At 38.4% G+C, this 17,281-nt stretch carries 19 protein-coding genes and 1 tRNA gene; all 20 read right to left on the bottom strand.

What is annotated here, in order from left to right; genetic code table 11:
* Positions 1 to 43: 43 nt before the first annotated feature.
* Positions 44 to 1,642: a tetratricopeptide repeat protein gene (locus OLM45_RS12370; RefSeq protein ID WP_264510590.1), complete on the bottom strand. Its 1,599-nt coding sequence runs from the start codon at positions 1,640 to 1,642 to the stop codon at positions 44 to 46.
* A gap of 104 nt (positions 1,643 to 1,746) precedes the next feature.
* The gene (locus OLM45_RS12365) at positions 1,747 to 2,667 is read right to left on the bottom strand and encodes a LysR family transcriptional regulator (RefSeq protein WP_264510588.1); all 921 of its coding nucleotides are present in this window, start codon (positions 2,665 to 2,667) and stop codon (positions 1,747 to 1,749) included.
* 363 nt (positions 2,668 to 3,030) lie between these two features.
* Positions 3,031 to 3,468, bottom strand: coding sequence for a hypothetical protein (locus OLM45_RS12360; protein WP_264510586.1), 438 nt, complete (start codon positions 3,466 to 3,468; stop codon positions 3,031 to 3,033).
* Between the two features lie 14 nt (positions 3,469 to 3,482).
* A complete protein-coding gene (locus OLM45_RS12355; protein ID WP_264510583.1) occupies positions 3,483 to 3,983 on the bottom strand; it encodes a hypothetical protein in 501 nt (166 codons plus the stop codon).
* Between the two features lie 26 nt (positions 3,984 to 4,009).
* On the bottom strand, positions 4,010 to 4,339 hold the full coding sequence (locus OLM45_RS12350) for a hypothetical protein (protein WP_264510581.1): 330 nt from the start codon (positions 4,337 to 4,339) through the stop codon (positions 4,010 to 4,012).
* Between the two features lie 91 nt (positions 4,340 to 4,430).
* Positions 4,431 to 4,772 carry a hypothetical protein gene (locus tag OLM45_RS12345; RefSeq protein ID WP_264510579.1) on the bottom strand — a complete coding sequence of 114 codons (342 nt, stop codon included), beginning with the start codon at positions 4,770 to 4,772 and terminating at the stop codon, positions 4,431 to 4,433.
* 46 nt (positions 4,773 to 4,818) lie between these two features.
* Entirely contained in the window at positions 4,819 to 5,223 is a 405-nt protein-coding gene (locus tag OLM45_RS12340) for a hypothetical protein (protein ID WP_264510577.1), read from the bottom strand.
* A 214-nt stretch (positions 5,224 to 5,437) separates the two neighbouring features.
* Positions 5,438 to 6,001 (bottom strand): hypothetical protein, encoded by a 564-nt coding sequence (locus OLM45_RS12335; RefSeq protein ID WP_264510575.1) that lies wholly within the window; start codon positions 5,999 to 6,001, stop codon positions 5,438 to 5,440.
* Positions 6,002 to 6,241: 240 nt separating this feature from the next.
* A complete protein-coding gene (locus OLM45_RS12330) occupies positions 6,242 to 6,433 on the bottom strand; it encodes a cold-shock protein (RefSeq protein WP_129461506.1) in 192 nt (63 codons plus the stop codon).
* 277 nt (positions 6,434 to 6,710) lie between these two features.
* A complete protein-coding gene (locus OLM45_RS12325) occupies positions 6,711 to 7,175 on the bottom strand; it encodes a hypothetical protein (protein WP_264510573.1) in 465 nt (154 codons plus the stop codon).
* Between the two features lie 189 nt (positions 7,176 to 7,364).
* Complete coding sequence (locus tag OLM45_RS12320) at positions 7,365 to 7,820, bottom strand: hypothetical protein (RefSeq protein WP_264510571.1); 456 nt, start codon at positions 7,818 to 7,820, stop codon at positions 7,365 to 7,367.
* Positions 7,821 to 7,961: 141 nt separating this feature from the next.
* Positions 7,962 to 8,495, bottom strand: coding sequence for a hypothetical protein (locus tag OLM45_RS12315; RefSeq protein ID WP_264510568.1), 534 nt, complete (start codon positions 8,493 to 8,495; stop codon positions 7,962 to 7,964).
* A 203-nt stretch (positions 8,496 to 8,698) separates the two neighbouring features.
* Positions 8,699 to 9,085 carry a hypothetical protein gene (locus tag OLM45_RS12310; protein WP_264510566.1) on the bottom strand — a complete coding sequence of 129 codons (387 nt, stop codon included), beginning with the start codon at positions 9,083 to 9,085 and terminating at the stop codon, positions 8,699 to 8,701.
* Between the two features lie 1,509 nt (positions 9,086 to 10,594).
* Positions 10,595 to 10,668: transfer RNA gene (locus tag OLM45_RS12305), tRNA-Pro, on the bottom strand.
* 44 nt (positions 10,669 to 10,712) lie between these two features.
* Entirely contained in the window at positions 10,713 to 11,843 is a 1,131-nt protein-coding gene (locus OLM45_RS12300; protein WP_264510564.1) for a methionine aminotransferase, read from the bottom strand.
* Positions 11,844 to 11,934: 91 nt separating this feature from the next.
* Complete coding sequence (locus tag OLM45_RS12295; RefSeq protein WP_264510562.1) at positions 11,935 to 12,609, bottom strand: hypothetical protein; 675 nt, start codon at positions 12,607 to 12,609, stop codon at positions 11,935 to 11,937.
* Positions 12,610 to 12,701: 92 nt separating this feature from the next.
* Positions 12,702 to 14,828: a methylmalonyl-CoA mutase gene (gene scpA, locus OLM45_RS12290; protein WP_264510560.1), complete on the bottom strand. Its 2,127-nt coding sequence runs from the start codon at positions 14,826 to 14,828 to the stop codon at positions 12,702 to 12,704.
* 2 nt (positions 14,829 to 14,830) lie between these two features.
* Entirely contained in the window at positions 14,831 to 16,195 is a 1,365-nt protein-coding gene (locus tag OLM45_RS12285; RefSeq protein WP_264510558.1) for a methylmalonyl-CoA mutase subunit beta, read from the bottom strand.
* A gap of 117 nt (positions 16,196 to 16,312) precedes the next feature.
* Positions 16,313 to 16,666: an FtsB family cell division protein gene (locus tag OLM45_RS12280; protein ID WP_129461515.1), complete on the bottom strand. Its 354-nt coding sequence runs from the start codon at positions 16,664 to 16,666 to the stop codon at positions 16,313 to 16,315.
* 3 nt (positions 16,667 to 16,669) lie between these two features.
* Positions 16,670 to 17,278, bottom strand: a complete 609-nt coding sequence (gene udk, locus OLM45_RS12275) for a uridine kinase (RefSeq protein ID WP_129461516.1) — start codon at positions 17,276 to 17,278, stop codon at positions 16,670 to 16,672.
* Positions 17,279 to 17,281: the final 3 nt, after the last annotated feature.

The following is a 17,281-nucleotide window of genomic DNA, read 5'->3' as shown; positions in this document are numbered from 1 at the left end:
TAAGGTAAACAACAGGTAAACATGGTGCGTAATGGTTTGTTTTTTATAGATTTAGCAAGAATTCTGTAAGGTTGTCTTCGGTTTGCATTTGCAATTTTTTACGCAAACGGTGCCGCGCAGTTTTCACACTATCCGGTGAAATATTCAATATTGCCGCCATCTCTTTGATGGATAAATTCATTTTGATCAACGCACATAATTTTAAATCATTGGCACTAATCTCAGGAAAGCGTTGTTTCAACCGTTCGTAAAAATGACGATTTGCATTTTCTAAAACCACATCGTAATCCTTCCACACCCGATCCTGAATTCCTTGCTGTTGGACCAAACGAAGCAACTGTCCCTCAAAACCGTTTTGTTTTTCCTTGACCAAACTTTGGATGTTTTCCAACAACTCATTTTTCTCGAGCATTTGGAGGGTCATCGAACTCAGTTGCTGCTCCCGATGTTCCAAATCGCGGGTGTATTGTTGCTCTTTTAATTGTTTCTGCTCTTCCAACAGTTGCATGTACGCTTCTTTGGCACGCAATAACTCCCGATCGCGTTTTTGATAGCGCTTTAGATAAAAGTAAATCAGACTAAATGCCACAACGATAACGCCGAGTAAAGCCCACAAAATGGTGTTGGTTTGTCGTGTCCACTCTTTTTCACGGGTAACTAAATTAAGTTGCCGGTCTTTTTCGCCCAATTCAAACTGCAAGGCCAGACTGCGCGCCATGCGTTCGCGCTCTTCCGTGAAAAAAGTATCTTTTAATGCAATTAATTTTTGACGAAAACGACTTGATGCGGCATAGTCGCCCAAACGGTCATGAACCGCTGCTTGTTGGTCCAATACCTGAATGGCAAAACTTTTATCGGTCAATTTCGGGGTTAGTGTCCATGCCTGTTCCAAGACCGTTATCGCTGTGCCGTATTGATTGGTTGCCACTAATCTTTTTGCTTGCCCTAATAACGCACTCACCATCGCTTGCTGGTTTTGGGTAGCTTTTGCCAGATTCCATGCTTTTGAATAGGCGATATCGGCTGCTTGAAATTGCTTATTTTTTACAAACAAATCCGCTTGAGCTATCAGCGCACCAGGCAAATACACGCTGACTTTATTTCGCTTAAATAGTGTTTCCGCCTGTTTAAAATAGAATTGAGCCGAATCACCCTTGCGCAATTGAAGATTTAATTTCCCCAAGCTCATATAGGCCAAACCCAAAGTTCCCGTAGTATCGACCGTATTCTCTAATAATCGTATAGTTTCACGCGATAATTTTTGCGCTTTGTTGTAGTTTTTTTGCCGACTGAATACCGTACTGATTAATTGCAAGCAACGGGCACGTCCCAAGGTACTCACTTCCGGTTGGGTGGTTTCAAGCGATTGGTATTCGTGTAACGCTTGAAGTGCAAATTGCAATCCGCGCTCCAAACTCGATCCGTAGGTGCAAAATCCCAAGTGGAGTAGGGCTTCTGCATTGGCCGCAGTTTGATGCGTCTTTACCGCTTGTTGGTGGGCTTTCCAGAATTGGGCATAGGCCAAATCATCCCGATCTTGAGCCAAATGGTGCCACCCCGATCGCATTAATGCATTATGGATTTGGGCAGCGGAAATTCCGATTCCAAAAAGTAACAATACGATAAGGTGCATTTTTTTCATTCCCTCAAAAATAGACAAATCCGTTGAACCCAAGACTAAATTCGGGTTTACAACAGGTAAACACAATGGCTATGGAGTTGGAATACAAATAAATGAGTGGCGTTTTAAAGTTGGGTAGCCCAGCCAAAATGGGATTGAATAATCGCCGATTTATTCTCTAATAAGTAGTTTTTAAAAGCTTCAGCCGCGGGTGAAAGGTTTTTGGATTTTAACCAAATCAAATTCCATTGCGAAAATTGTGGCAATCCTTCTGCAGGAATAATTTGCAAATCGCCGTTCTGTAATTCATTTTTGATGCCAATTACCGGCATAATCGAACACCCCAATCCTGCTATAATCGCTTGTTTCACCGCTTCATTACTGGTCAATTCCATTTTCTTTGCAATCTTTATATTTTGCTGTTCTAAAAAACGCTCCATCACATGGCGGCTGCCCGAACCCGGTTCGCGGTAAATCAAGGGCAATTGCTGAATCTCATCCAAAGTCAACGGACGTTTGGGTTTATCAAAATTGCGATTGGCCACCAAAACCAATTGATTTTCCATTAATGGAATATTTTGAATATTCATATCCGGCAATACGGAAACCAGAGCAAAGTCAACTTCATTGCGTTCCAGCGACTTGACAACCCGATTTTTATTGGTAACATCCAACATCAATTCCACCTCTGAATGGAGTTTCATAAAGTCGGCCAACAAATAAGGAATGACATATTTACCCGTAGAAACCGAAGTAATTTTCAATTTCCCAGACAATTGTCCTTTAAATGCCATCGTTTTATAATTGATCGCATGCACCTCGTTCAAAATGTTTTGAGCTGCACGCGCTATTTCTTGCCCAAACTCGGTGACATACAATTGGCGTCCCACCACTTCAGTCAGCGGAATATCAAATTGTTCCTGAAAATTTTTCAATTGAATAGAAACCGCAGGTTGGGTAAGGTACAACTCCTCAGCCGCTTTGGTGATACTCTTCGTCTCAGACACTTTTAAAAAGACCTGAAGTTGGTGTAAGGTGTAATTCATAAATATTTTTTATGATTGGGCATAAAATTAATAAAAATAATTTAAGCCATTAACTCCTTTTTTACGGGGTGTCAAAAATCAACTTGTATGTTTTAGGGATGTAAAAATGATTCAATGCAACTTATTTCATGCTGACAAAATCAGCAAACATTTAACAAATTCTAGGAAAAAATGAAAATAGTTAATTTAAATAAGGTGAACTGAATGTAATTTTATATTTCAATTTTAATTTTACTGAAATGTAAATTTAATCGATTTATTTATTTAAAATGGAAAGTAATAGTGGATAAACAAAAAACCATTTTTGATGGTTGTAAAATTTAGATTTTATTATTATAAATGTACAGGATTACATACTAAACTCTAATCTGTTCTTCTCATTTCAAAATTTCCAGCGTATACTTTTTCGATATAGTCTCCAATTTCAATTTCTATCGATTCAATAACCATTTCCCAGGTGCCCGTTACTCGAGTTTTACTGGAATCGATGGTGCCATTGTAATAAATATCGGGATGGTTTTCGGATGGGTCTGTAGTAAGATTTCCCGCTTCATCTTTAAAGTAGAGACACGGATATTTTTTGACAAAACTGATGATATGATCTTGGAAAAAACCGTGAACTTGAATGGGTTGGTCAAATAAATGTCCCGCTTCTGCATCGGTAGCAATTCCCGAGAAAGAATTGTCATCTACAGTAATTTCCAATCCAAAAGCAACAGGGTGACGTACTTCTATTCCATTGTCATCTTCGGGGTATTCAAAAAAGCCTTTCCACGATTGTTTTGAATGGATGAGTTTCATTTCACTTACGGGTTTTATTCTTGGGGAAGATTTATTTTTAATTGATTGCGATACTGTTGGTCCAAAGCATGGATTTGTGGGCGACTTCCTTTTAATTTTATCAAATGATTGGAATTCATTTCGACAAAAACACTATCAATGCCCTCTGGCGTATCCCCAAGGATTTGCACTTCGGATGCACTGGCTTTGGCCCATTTATTAACCAACGTACTGTCGCCAACTCGCAAGACGCTGAAAAAGTCGGCAGGATGTTCTTCCACATACTCAAATGCAAAATTCCCATAGATTTCTCCAGAAGCGCCATCTACTTGGTTGGCCAACTCGATAAAACGGAGCAGTTCTTGTCTTCGCTGGGCTGGCGTCGACTGTTGGATTTTTTCGATTTGTTGGGTGATGCGTGTTTCTAAGTCGCTTTGAACAGGGGCTTGAGATTTGATTTCTGGAGCCTGTTTAGACTTCTCCTGATTTTGACAGGCGATTATAGTGATTACTAAAAAAAGGAGGTAGCGTTTCATGGTGACCTAGTGAAAGAGATTTAGTTTTACATTGAACGGTAGATATCCAAAATATTTGCAAGCATCAAGCCCAAAAAAAGTAAGGTGTACAATCCGTTGAGTACAATTCCAATAATCTTTTTAACTGAATAAGGTTCGCGATAACTTTTAGCTGTATACACATTCCCAAGGATAAACAAAGCCATAAAAGATAATTCTATAAGAGTGTAAACAAAGGCTAAAGAAAAGGGGAGGTAATGTTGTATACTTACCAGTAGTATCAATAGAAGCAGTAAAGCCAAAGCGCTTACTCCACAATAATACGCTTTGATGGAGTTGGACTTGGTTTTTATCGCTTTTTGGGATTGTAGATTCATGGAATGGCTTTTTGTATTTCAAAGATAGTTTTAGAATCCATTCATTGCTAATTATTTAAAGGAAAAAAATGTGATGAATGCAGCTTAGGCATTATTTTTTTCGATAGAAAACCACATTCAAAATACTACTAAATCCCATGAGTGAGAGTAAAAATAAGCAAAGCGTTGCTGCATATTCCCACACCGGACTGTAATCTAAAAGTACTTTTATATTTGGAAATCGTTTTAAATACTTGGGTAGGAGTAGGGCAACCCCCACTGCAGTTCCCCAATGAAGTGCAAGTAATACGGCGGTTAGCCCTTTTGAAGGAACAGCGTTGAGGTAGTTGTACAAAAAACGTTTCGTCATGACTTTGGTTAAATAGGCCAGAATTCCGGCTACCAAAACCAGTACAAAGAGGATGAATTTAGTGCGATAATCGTGGTGTAGCATTTTATGAACGTTGTCTAAATTGCAGTAAAATTTAGTAACTATTAATTTAGTTTATGTCTATATTTTCCAAATAAAAATAATCGGGAAACACGGTATATTTTTCTAATTCATTTACTTTTTTTACCCATTCAGGGAAATGGTACTTCACTTTAATCACACTATCGTTCACCAGTGAATATTCGCTAAATACATCGTCATAGTACGGGAACTTTTTCACGCCATTGGATTGGGATAAGGATTCTATATCGTACACAAAATCTTTTTTAAACGTCCAAACCAATTCAATTTTATCTGTACCCGTGTAATAATGGTGCGTAAAGAACCAATAATAACATTGGCCATGAAACTGCATTCGTGCATATTCATCGTAAAAGACAATTTTGGGATAAGAACTACCTTCCTCGGGAGTTTGCTCGGCAGTCCAAACAAAAGATGATCTTTCATGTGCCATGAAGTCACCTATTTTTTTTGGTGATTCTACCTTTGCTTTTTGAGGACCTACTTTTCTTTTCCTTGTATTTGAGTTGGACGAATGGTTCTGGCAACTCAGGCAGATTAATAGCAGCAATCCGAGAAGGAGTTGTTTCATGGGTATGATTTGTTATGTAATTTTATGTGAGCGTAAATGATTCCAATTTTTGATAAACATACAATACGTAGAGCACTTAACGCGAATTCAAGATCAGTGAATCACATTCCAATAGCCACTTTACGGTTGGTAAAGAAGTATTGTAGGTATAGTTGATGTTCGGACTTTCTTTATCCGATGAAATGGTGTAATAATCCAATTTCACCGAACTAATTTTATTATTAAATTGAAATAGTATTTCAGCGTATTCAGAATGATTAATCGTACTAAATTCTTCGGGATTGACTTGATAGGGTTTTATTTTTTCATTCTTTATACTTTTTAATTTTGTTGCAAAATTGACAAACAAATCGGTTGTAATTTTTATCGGTTGGGAGTTGCATTTATTGAGTTTTCGAAAAAAAATACCCTGACTATCTTCCCAAAAAAGGTAGAGATCGAATGAATAATTACAATTTGGGTTTTCAGTTGCCGTAAGATTGTTTGACCCTACACTGTATTTTTTTAAGAAAAAATAATGCGTACACTTTTTAGCTTGTAGAATGCGTATTTCGTTAGAAAGAATAGAATCGGCAACAACATCTTGTGAATGTACAAGATTTGAAATTAGAATTAGTAAGAATACAATAATTTTCTTCATGGCATTGAGGGATCATGTGGGATAGGTAAATCTATTTTCATACAGCATTGTAACCAACTCTTTTACAGCGATACTATTTCGCTAATTTACAAAATAGCCATTAAAGATTGTGCATCAGGCAATTCAAAATATTGAACTTTTGGCCTAAATACGAACTGCAGTAGACCAAGGCGCTGTGAATAGAGCAAAAAAAAACCAATCTAAAAAGATTGGCTTAATCGGTACAGGTAAAAATATATCTTAGATAATGTTTACGTTCGTAGCTGTAGGTCCTTTTTTTCCGTTTTCAACGGTGTAAGTTACTTTGTCGTTCTCACGTACAGATTCATTCAAACCTGTAACATGTACGAATACGTCATTACCACCATCTTTTGGAGTGATAAATCCAAAGCCTTTCTCTTCATTGAAAAACTTAATTGTTCCTTCGTTCATAATAAAAAATGTGTATTAATAAAGCGCAAAGATATACTTTTTTCGTTACCCTATTCAATATATTTCAAAACGATACGCTTTTGGTTATAAATAGTTTATAAAAAGGAGGTTGCGATTTTAATTTTTTTAAAATTTTAGGAAAGGAATTGTACTTTTTTTAGCGTAAAAGTTCGTTGTCTTTGGAAGTAAGTTGGCCCTGACTTTTGAATGCTCATGTGCGGAAAGGGGGAAGTAGAATTCTTACTCTTTAGTAAACTGACTTTACAATTTCAGGCGATTAATTACTATTTCCTCTTAGTCCGTTTTTTTTCAATCCTCGAAATTTTTTCTTTAACGCTTCTTTTGTAAAATAATCGGTTTTCCCAGTTTCCAAATATTTTTTCCAATGCTCAAAATTTTCTTTTGTCAAATCAAAACCAATTGTTGGGTTATCCCAGTTAAAAATTATTTCACTGATGATTTTACCTTCCTGACTTTCACCATCCCAAGTGAAATAAATAGAAGACATAAAGGCAAAGGCGATAGTTTGAACATCAAAAGCTTGTAAATTCTCGTTTAGCAAGTCGTTACAAATTTTAATAAGATGATCTTTTGTTATTTCAAATTCACCATCCTCAATTTGTTCAAAAGGAGAAGAAGTAGTTTCATATCCTATTTTCTGTTGACTATTTTTCCAATCCATCATAAATTCTTCAACAGTCAGTGAATTTTCAAGGTATTCTTTAAGCTTTTGTTCTCTCATTAATCGGTTTTTGAAATTGGGCTTATAACGGTTTGATACAATTAGAATTTAGTGGGCAAAGGATAAATATATTGCCTAACGAAGTCAACCCTTTTTTGCTTTGTACTGTTCGCTTCGCTTGAGTCGTGTAACAAATCGTCAGCTTAATACATTCCAGCGAAAGTTGTTAGTGGCTGTTATAAGCAGTTATTATATTTTGTATTCTAGCTTACAATTTAATTCGATTTTTGGCGTCTGTAAATCTTTTCCTTTTCTCGGTTCTGTGGAGTATAAGATTGCTTTAAATTCATATTTTCCTTCCACATTATTTTCAATAATAGTTTTGAATGTCTTGGGAATCGCCCAAAACTTTAGAAACTTATATTTTGAGAAATCTTTGCTCGGCTTACTTTCAATTGCGATTGTATAAACACCGTTCTTTGAGTCGAAAATGACGTTTGAGTTTTCTTCTCCAGTAAATATTAGCTTTATACCATCAATTGTTAATTCTGCTTTTTCAAGTCCGCCTTCTATATCTTGAATTTCTGCTTTGAATTTAGTTCTTCCGGATTCTGATTGACAAATTAAATAAGCTGTTGCAGAACCAATGGTTTTGAAGGATGTTAAGCTTATGATGATAATTAAACAAAATAGTATTCTTTTCATTTCTGTTTGTCTTTTAAGCAGATTCGTCAATATTTGCTTGTGTCGTTCCGCCGCGAACTAAGTATGGTAGTCTAAGCGAAACGATTTTCCTACTAAGATAAACGCTATTTGGGAATTTAAAATTAGTAGCCATAGCAGCTGTTAGTGACTGATTCTTTTTAATTTCGTATCTACAAAATCTATAAGAGTTTGGAACGATTCTTCACCAATTTCTTCTTTCGCTAAAATATAGGATAATTGGGATTCTGCATTCATATCTATAAAAATATTGTCTTCAATTATTCTATATGAATTGAATCCTTCCCATGTAATTTTAAAATCATACTTGTAATCTTTATATTTAAAATAGTCATCATGAAATTCCCAAATTGTATTTTCCTTACTCTTTTTGAATTTCTCTATTTCATCATTCAAAGCGTTCTCATATTTTCTTTTATTTTCTCTGTATATTAAGTTTGATCTATAATATATAAAAAGACCTAAAAATCCAATTATTACCATTATATGGCCAATATTGTCATTCCCATAAACTATAAGCGAACCAAGTAAAACTGAAATAATTGATACGTAGAGATTTGTTTTATGCTTTTTCAAAGTCTTATTCCACGTTAAATCATATTTCAGTTTAAATTGTCTTCGGGTTATATCTTCATTGAAGGGGATTTCAAATTTCATATCATTTCTTTTGTAATGGTTTGTTTTGTAATAGTTACGAATGTTCCGCCGCTAGCCGACTGTGGCGTTTAAAGCGAAACGATTATTTTCTTACTAAGATAAACGTTTTTTGCTTCGCACCGTTCGCAAAGCTCGGGTCGTGTAAACCAAAGGTTAAACTAGCACATACCAGCCATAGCGGCTAGCGGCTGTTATAGGCAGGCTTATTTACAAGAAATACTTTCGGTCATTTTGAATTCATTTTCAGAGATTGTCGAATAATAAATCTTTGAAACTTCGCATTCACAGTTGTCCTTTTTCATGGTTACAATAACTATTCTTGGTCCAAGTGGTGGATAATTTCCACGACCCGAATTAATAATTTTGAAACCTCTCAATTTTAATTTCTCTACTAACAATAATTTTTCATCTTTTTGGTCAGGTATTCTTTTCGCTAATGAATCATAGATTTCTGGAAATTCAATTTGTTTTCCGTTTGGCTTTTCTAGGATTAAGTTAATAACATTATCTTCAAAATCCGATCGGTTTTTGATTTCTTTAGAACATGAAATTGTAAGCAAAAAAATAATTGATAATAAGATAATTTTCATTTTACAGTTTTCTAAAAGCTTTCCTATAAATCGTTTATACCTCTTAGGAAATGTTGCTATGACTCCAATATTACGGCGGATAGTTACAAATCAATCAGAAAACATAAATGTAGTATTTTTTTTTTAATCGACAAGCAGTGAGTCGTAAGTAGATGAAGTCATAAGTCGAAAAAGTCGTAAGTCATCAGTCATCAGTCATCAGTCATCAGTCTAATCACTAATCACTAGTTACTAGCCACTCCTGTTTCCAACCTACTACTTCGGATCAACCTCGCTTTAACCCCGTATCATCCTCGCTTTAACGTCGTGGTTAACTAATGTATACCTTTTGGTAAAGGTTACTATACCTTTACTATAAGTCGTACAAAAGGTATTTTAAAATTATGAGTTATGAATTATGAATTAGGGAGGCTTGTAGATATGAAGTTAGAGGAAAGAAAAGGCGTAAGTTGTAAGTTGTAAGTCGTAAGTCATAAGTCGTATTTCAACGCACAAAATACGCATAACTCATAATTTATAATTCATAACTTATAACTTCTCCCAGTCTTCTCCCAGTCATCTTGCGGTTTGGTTCGGTATTCTGCCACGGTTCTGCCACAGTTGTGCCACTAAACCATAAGATAACGGTAGCTTGAATAGCTTCAAAATGGAAGGAGATAAGGAGATTTGAAGGAAGTTCGAAGGAAACCAAAGTGAGATTTGAAAATGAGATGATTTGAAAATTTGAAAATGGTTGTTCAATCACGTTCTCTCTATGCCATCAAGAACTGTTTTCATAGTTAGTTCTTTACGGAATCCAACCTTGAGAAACCTTGTGCCCAACTTTGTGTAACCTTGTGCTCCAAAAAAATTAAAGTGATACACTGTCTCCCATCTACACTTATAAACAAAATATCACTTTTCAACGAAACCTGAAACTTGAAACCTGAAACCTGAAACCTTGAAATAGCTGCTGAGATTCTGAGCCGCTGAGCTTCTGAGCCTCTCGCGTTTGTGCTACACTCTTACACCTTTTCAACCTTGCAATCAACTTGCAGGCGTACCACAACTTTAAACCTGAAACTTTAAACTTGAAACTTTTATAAGCTCCTGAGATTCTGAGCCGCTGAGCTTCTGAGCCTCTCGCGTTTGTGCTACACTCTTACACCTTTTCAACCTTGCAATCAACTTGCAGGCGTACCACAACTTTAAACCTGAAACTTTAAACTTGAAACTTTTATAAGCTCCTGAGATTCTGAGCCGCTGAGCTTCTGAGCCTCTCGCGTTTGTGCTACACTCTTACACCTTTTCAACCTTGCAATCAACTTGCAGGCGTACCACAACTTTAAACCTGAAACTTTAAACTTGAAACTCTTTTCTGGATTACTTCGTGATCCAGAGTTGGGGTAAGTTGCTCGAAGAAAACCGACCGCTTCGCAGTGGTTTTTTTGTTTGTATCCTTCGCTGCAAAATAAATTTTGCGCTCAGTATACAAACAAAAAAACCGGACACTGTCCGGTTTTTCTTCGGTCGGGATGACTGGATTCGAACCAGCGACCCCTAGCACCCCATGCTAGTACGCTACCAGGCTGCGCTACATCCCGATTTTTGCGTTGCAAATATAGACTTATTTTTTGTTTTTAAAACACTAAATTTTACGTAATCGCTCGACCGCTTGTGCTAATGTGGTGTCCTCTTTCGCAAAACAAAACCGAATGCATTGATTCTGAGTGTTTTCTTTGTAAAAAGGGGAGAGGGGCACCGTCGCAACACCAAATTCAGTCACCAAACGTTTCGTGAATTCCAAATCGTTTTCCTTACTTATCGAACGGTAGGAAGCCAACTGGAAATAAGATCCCTCACAGGGTAATAATTCAAATCGCGTGTCGGCCATCAGGTTGCGAAAATAATCGCGCTTCTTTTGATAAAAAGCCCCCAATTCCTGCACATCCACAAAGTCCATGTAGTCGTTTAAGGCCGCTTGGGCCACCGAGTTCACGCTGAATACCAAGAACTGGTGCACCTTTTTAATCTCTTGCATCAAAGGGGTCGCTGCAATCACATAACCCACTTTCCAACCCGTAATATGAAAGGATTTACCAAACGAGGAAACCGTAATCACCCGATCCCACAACCTTGGATAATGGTGAATTGAAATATGCTTTTGTTCAAACGTAATGTATTCATACACCTCATCCGAAAGCACCAACAAATTGGGATGTAAAGCCATAACTTGCTCTAACTGTTCAAAATCACTTTTTGACCACACCCGTCCCGACGGATTGTGGGGGTTGTTGATGATTAACATTCTCGTCTTGGCTGTAATCGTATTGCCTATCCGTTCCCAGTCGGGAAGATAGTCAGTTGTCATCGGTATCCGCACAGGAATCCCTTGACACAATACGATTGGCGTTTCATAACTGTCGTAACTAGGATCCAAAATCACTACTTCTTCACCCGGATGCACCAAGGCTTGTATTGTAGCAAAAAGGCCTTCTGTCGCACCAGCAGTGACTAGCACTTCAGTAGTGGCATCGACCGTGCGCCCATAGGAATCTTGGGTGAGTTGCGCCAGTCGTTCCAGCAATGGTGGATACCCACTCATCGGGGCATATTGGTGTTGATCGGCATGCGCCCAACGCGATAAACTGTCTCGTAATCGGGGATCTACCGGGAAATTGGGAAACCCTTGGGATAAATTGATGGCCTGGTGTTGTGCCGCCAATTGCGACATGACCGTAAATATACTGGTTCCTACGTGCGGAAGTTTAGAGAGCATGATTTTGCTGTTTCCGACGAAGGTATATAAATTTATTGAATTTGTTTTTTGAACTATAGATAAAAAAAAACAGCTCATTGAGCCGCTTTTTTTATAATGTATTTACAAAATTTATAAAAGAAATCATGTCCTTGTCACTATTAAGTGCATTTTTATTTTCTTTTAAATACTTTTCAATGGCGTCACTTTTTCCTTCAAAAAAAGCAATTACCTCTTTTTTCTTTCTGGGTAATTCCACAATCCCACTCGTGGTTTTTATAAAATATTTTACCTTTTCAGGAGCAAATTGAGCGGGTTTATCTTCTTTATAACTACTCGTCGCTGGTTCTGCAGGTAGTAATTTTATTTTATTTTTTTTCAGTAAACCAAATTTAGCTTTGGGTTCTTCATTTAGAATTTCTAAATAGCCACTCGTTTCACTATCGTTTTCTTTATAAAAGGCATAGCGATAAATTTTTGAAGCAAAAACTATTGCACAAGTATCATTTTTTGCGAGATAATACAATTGGTCATTGCGTCTAAATTCCATTTCGTCTTTATAGGCATTATAGCGGATAAATGGAATTTCTCCTGTATAACACGCTATTTTGCAGGGCATGAATTGTTCGTCTATATACATAGACCCCTCAGCATCTTTGACCGTTGCGTCGGCATTAAAAAATAAAAATCCTGAGTTGGCTTTTACATCAAATTGATTGGTTTGTGACCACATTGAAGTTGAAGAAAGAATGAAGCTAACAGCGAATACTAAAAATGTTTTTTTCATATTAAATTGATTTAAAAATCAAATATAACGATTTACGTTATGGATTCATGTTAAAGTTATTCATAAAAAAAGCGCCATTTTCGGCGCTCTAATTAATTTTCAAGTAAGACTTCTAGTATACTTATCGCAGCATCACTAATCTTTGTCCCTGGTCCAAAGACGGCTACCGCTCCTGCATCGAACAAGAATTGGTAATCTTGTGCCGGAATGACACCACCTACAATCACCATGATATCTTCACGACCGTAGCGTTTTAATTCTTCAATCACTTGTGGAACTAAGGTTTTGTGTCCGGCGGCTAATGAAGAAACGCCTAAAATATGTACATCATTTTCAACCGCTTGCTTCGCTGCTTCCGCGGGCGTTTGGAACAAGGGTCCGATGTCCACATCAAAGCCTACATCAGCATAACCTGTGGCCACTACTTTTGCTCCACGATCGTGGCCATCCTGTCCCATTTTTGCAATCATAATACGCGGACGACGCCCTTCTTTCTTGGCAAAGGCATCGGCTAGTTGTTGCGCTTTGGCAAAACTTTCATCGTTTTTAATTTCTTTACTATACACGCCACTAAAACTTCTAATTTGGGCTTTATACCTGCCGAAAACCGATTCTAAAGCATCACTAATTTCACCCAAAGTGGCTCGTAATCGGGCCGCTTCTACGGCTAAAGATAATAAATTCTCTCCACCGTTTTTCGCCGATTCGGTTAAACGAGCCAAAGCTGTTTGTACTGCTTGTGTATCGCGAGTCGCTTTGATTTGTTCTAATCGTTCAATTTGTTGGCGGCGTACCGTTTGGTTGTCCACCTCTAAAATATGTAACGGATCTTCTTTTTCTAAACGGTATTTGTTCACACCAACAATCACATCTTGACCACTGTCAATTCGGGCTTGTTTACGAGCTGCCGCTTCTTCAATACGCAATTTTGGAATACCCGCTTCAATGGCTTTAGTCATTCCGCCCAGTTCTTCTACTTCTTCAATTAACGACCACGCTTTTTCTGCGATTTCAGCTGTTAACTTTTCTACATAGTAACTTCCCGCCCAAGGATCAACCGTTTTGCAAATCTTTGTTTCTTCTTGCAAATAAATCTGGGTATTTCGTGCAATTCGTGCCGAGAAATCAGTGGGTAGAGCAATGGCTTCATCCAACGCATTGGTATGTAACGATTGGGTGCCTCCAAATGCTGCTGCTGCTGCCTCAATAGCGGTTCGCGCCACATTGTTGAACGGATCTTGTTCGGTTAAACTCCAACCCGAAGTTTGACAATGCGTACGCAAAGCGAGTGATTTCTCATCTTTAGGAGTAAACTGTTTCAACAACTTTGCCCACAACATTCGTCCAGCACGCATTTTGGCAATTTCCATAAAATGGTTCATGCCAATGGCCCAAAAGAACGACAAACGAGGTGCAAAACTGTCGATGTCCATCCCAGCTGCCATCCCTGTGCGAATGTATTCCAATCCATCGGCAAGGGTGTACGCCAACTCAATATCGGCAGTAGCTCCAGCTTCTTGCATGTGGTAGCCCGAGATCGAAATCGAATTGAACTTCGGCATGTTTTTACTTGTATATTCAAAAATATCCGCAATGATTTTCATCGATGGAGTAGGCGGGTAGATATACGTATTACGCACCATAAACTCCTTTAAAATATCGTTTTGAATCGTACCCGAAAGCAATTGTGGGGCTACTCCTTGTTCTTCTGCAGCCACAATATAAAACGCCATAATGGGTAAAACCGCACCGTTCATGGTCATGGAAACCGACATTTCTCCGAGGGGAATTTGGTCAAATAAGATTTTCATATCCTCCACCGAGTCAATCGCAACGCCCGCTTTTCCTACATCGCCAACTACACGCTCATGATCAGAATCATAGCCGCGGTGTGTTGCCAAGTCAAAGGCAACGGATAGTCCTTTTTGACCCGCAGCAAGGTTACGACGGTAGAAGGCATTACTTTCTTCTGCGGTTGAAAATCCGGCATATTGGCGAATCGTCCACGGACGACGTACATACATGGTCGCATAAGGTCCGCGTAAATTAGGTGCAAATCCCGCACCGAAATCCAAATGCTCAAGACCTTCCAAATCAGTTGCACTGTAGTTAGGTTTCACTGCGATTCCCTCAGCGGTAGTGAAAGTAGCCGGTACTTCATGATGTTGTTGTTCCGTTTTGCGCGGAGCCAATTGTAAATGTTGTATATTTTTTCTCATGACTATTCCTCTGTAGCTAAACGTTCTTGTTCCATTTTCTCAGCCAATCGTTTTTCAATAATCGGTACGATTAACGTTTTGCGCGGATTTTGTTTCACGAATGGATACAATTCCAAGTCTCCTTTCATGCGGTCGTTCTTGTTGGGATATTTATTCGTTCCCAATAAAATTTCTTTGCCGTTATCAAAAGCGTCTTGTTCTTTTTGGGCACTTTCAGCAATTTTTCGCTGTATGGTTCCCTCGATTAATTGGGTGATAAAACCGCCATGGGTTTCAATATCTTTAAATAAAGCCAACGCTTTTTCGGCCATTTGTTCGGTCAACGATTCAATATAATAGGCGCCTTCTGCCGCATTATGTACCGTGTCTAAATAACTTTCGTGCTTTAGAATCAACAATTGATTGCGCGCTATGCGATCCCCAAACTCATTGTCTTTGTGGTACAACGCATCATACGGAAGGTTGGCTACAAAATCGGCGCCCCCCAACACTGCACTCATGCATTCTGTCGTAGTGCGCAGCATATTGACATTGTAATCGTATAAGGTTTTGTTTCTACGACTGGGTGTAGCAACAATATGGATCTCGTGTTCGTGATGGTATTCTTTGGCCAACGTTTGAACCAACAAGCGCAATGCGCGCAACTTGGCAATTTCGAAGAAGTAATTCGAACCTACAGCTACTTCCACCGTAATAGGATGTTTGTGCACAACAATACGGTTAAAATATTCGTTGGCATGCGCTAAGGTGTAGGCCAACTGTTGAATCATATTCGCCCCCGCATTTTGATACAAACTACTGTTAATAGTCAAAAAAGGAACCGCTGTCGAATGGGCCAGCGTATTCAGATGTTCAAAATCTTGGTCCAAATTAGCAAACCAATTTCCGTCTTTTCCCAACTGCCCAATCGGATCCATTTGAAGGATAAAACACGCTTGGTGTTTCTCTGCAAATTGGTTGAGTTGGTTTACGAAATCGATAGCGAGAAAAGGCAAATAAAAAAAATACGTTGTGGTTCCTAACGGCAATCCAGCCATCAAGGTTTCGATATTGACTTGCTCATTTTCTATGGTAAAACGAATCGCTTCGGCACCGCGCTGTAAAGTATCCAAAGCTCGCGCATTGGATTTGGCCACATCGTGAACAAAGATATTTTGGGTGATGTGAAAACCGTGACTTGCTGGAGCTACCGCAATTTTAGGTTCGAATTCGTCGCGGTGGTAAAACGGTTTGACTTTAATGCCTTCCGGACTTTCCCAAACCAAAGTTTCGTTGTAATCAGCGCCTTTGAGTTCGAACTGAATCTGTTGTTTCCACTGCTTTGAGCTCACGGCTTCAAAGTCGGAAAAGAGGTTGTTTTGACTCACAATTTCAATTTTAAATTGATTTCTAGTTTACAGTCGGCCGTCTAGCCCCGATGGTAGCTAACTACCCTGCCGACAGGCATGTAGTGCGTACAGCGGGAATGACGTTTATTTCAAGTACTAAAGTTTCGCTCCTTCAATACTGTCTTTCTTACGATCTTCTTCGATATCAATGATGTAGATATCTTCACTGTCGCGTTTCATGTAATATTTTTCGCGGGCATACCGTTCGATATAGCCCGGGTAATTCATTTCTTTGATGCTTTTTTCGTCTTTGGTAATCTCCTCTTGGTAATATTCTTTATTGCTTTCCAATTCGTCAATTTCTTTGTCGAGAATGCGATGGTCGAAATAGGAATAATTATCTAAAAAAAGCATCCAAACAATGAAGAAAATCAAAACCAAAGTGTACCGACTGCCTAAGAATCTCAGGAAGGGATAGTTTGCAACAAGGTTTTGATACCAATTCTTCATGGGTTAGGCGATACGTTGATTAATCACCGCACGCACCACATCGATGGCTACGGTGTTGTATTTGTCATTCGGGATGATAATATCGGCAAAGGCTTTTGTGGGTTCGATGAACTGCTGGTGCATCGGTTTTAGGGTCGTTTGGTAACGGTTCAACACTTCTTCCATATCGCGACCGCGTTCAGCAATATCACGTTTTAAACGACGAATTAAACGTTCGTCCGAATCGGCATGAACAAAGACTTTGACATCAAACATATCGCGTAAATCCGGATTGTTAAATATCAAAATACCTTCTACGATCATTACTTTTCGCGGATGCGTGATCACGGTATCATCAGTGCGGTTGTGTGTGACAAAAGAATACACAGGTTGTTCGATGGTTTTACCCTCTTTTAAATCTTTCAAATGCTGCACCAAAAGGTCAAAGTCAATCGCACGCGGATGATCAAAATTAATCATACTGCGCTCTTCATAACTCAAATGGGGGTTGTGTTTGTAATAGGAGTCTTGTGAAATGATTCCCACTTCCGTCTGAGGAAGTTCGTTCATAATTTGGTGTACCACCGTTGTTTTTCCGGATCCAGTACCTCCGGCAATTCCAATAATCAGCATTTG

Origin of the sequence: Flavobacterium sp. N1719 (genome assembly GCF_025947045.1) — a bacterium.
Classification (GTDB): domain Bacteria; phylum Bacteroidota; class Bacteroidia; order Flavobacteriales; family Flavobacteriaceae; genus Flavobacterium; species Flavobacterium stagni.
The sequence above is the reverse complement of the archived record's forward strand: the minus strand, read 5'-3'. Positions and strand labels throughout refer to the sequence as shown.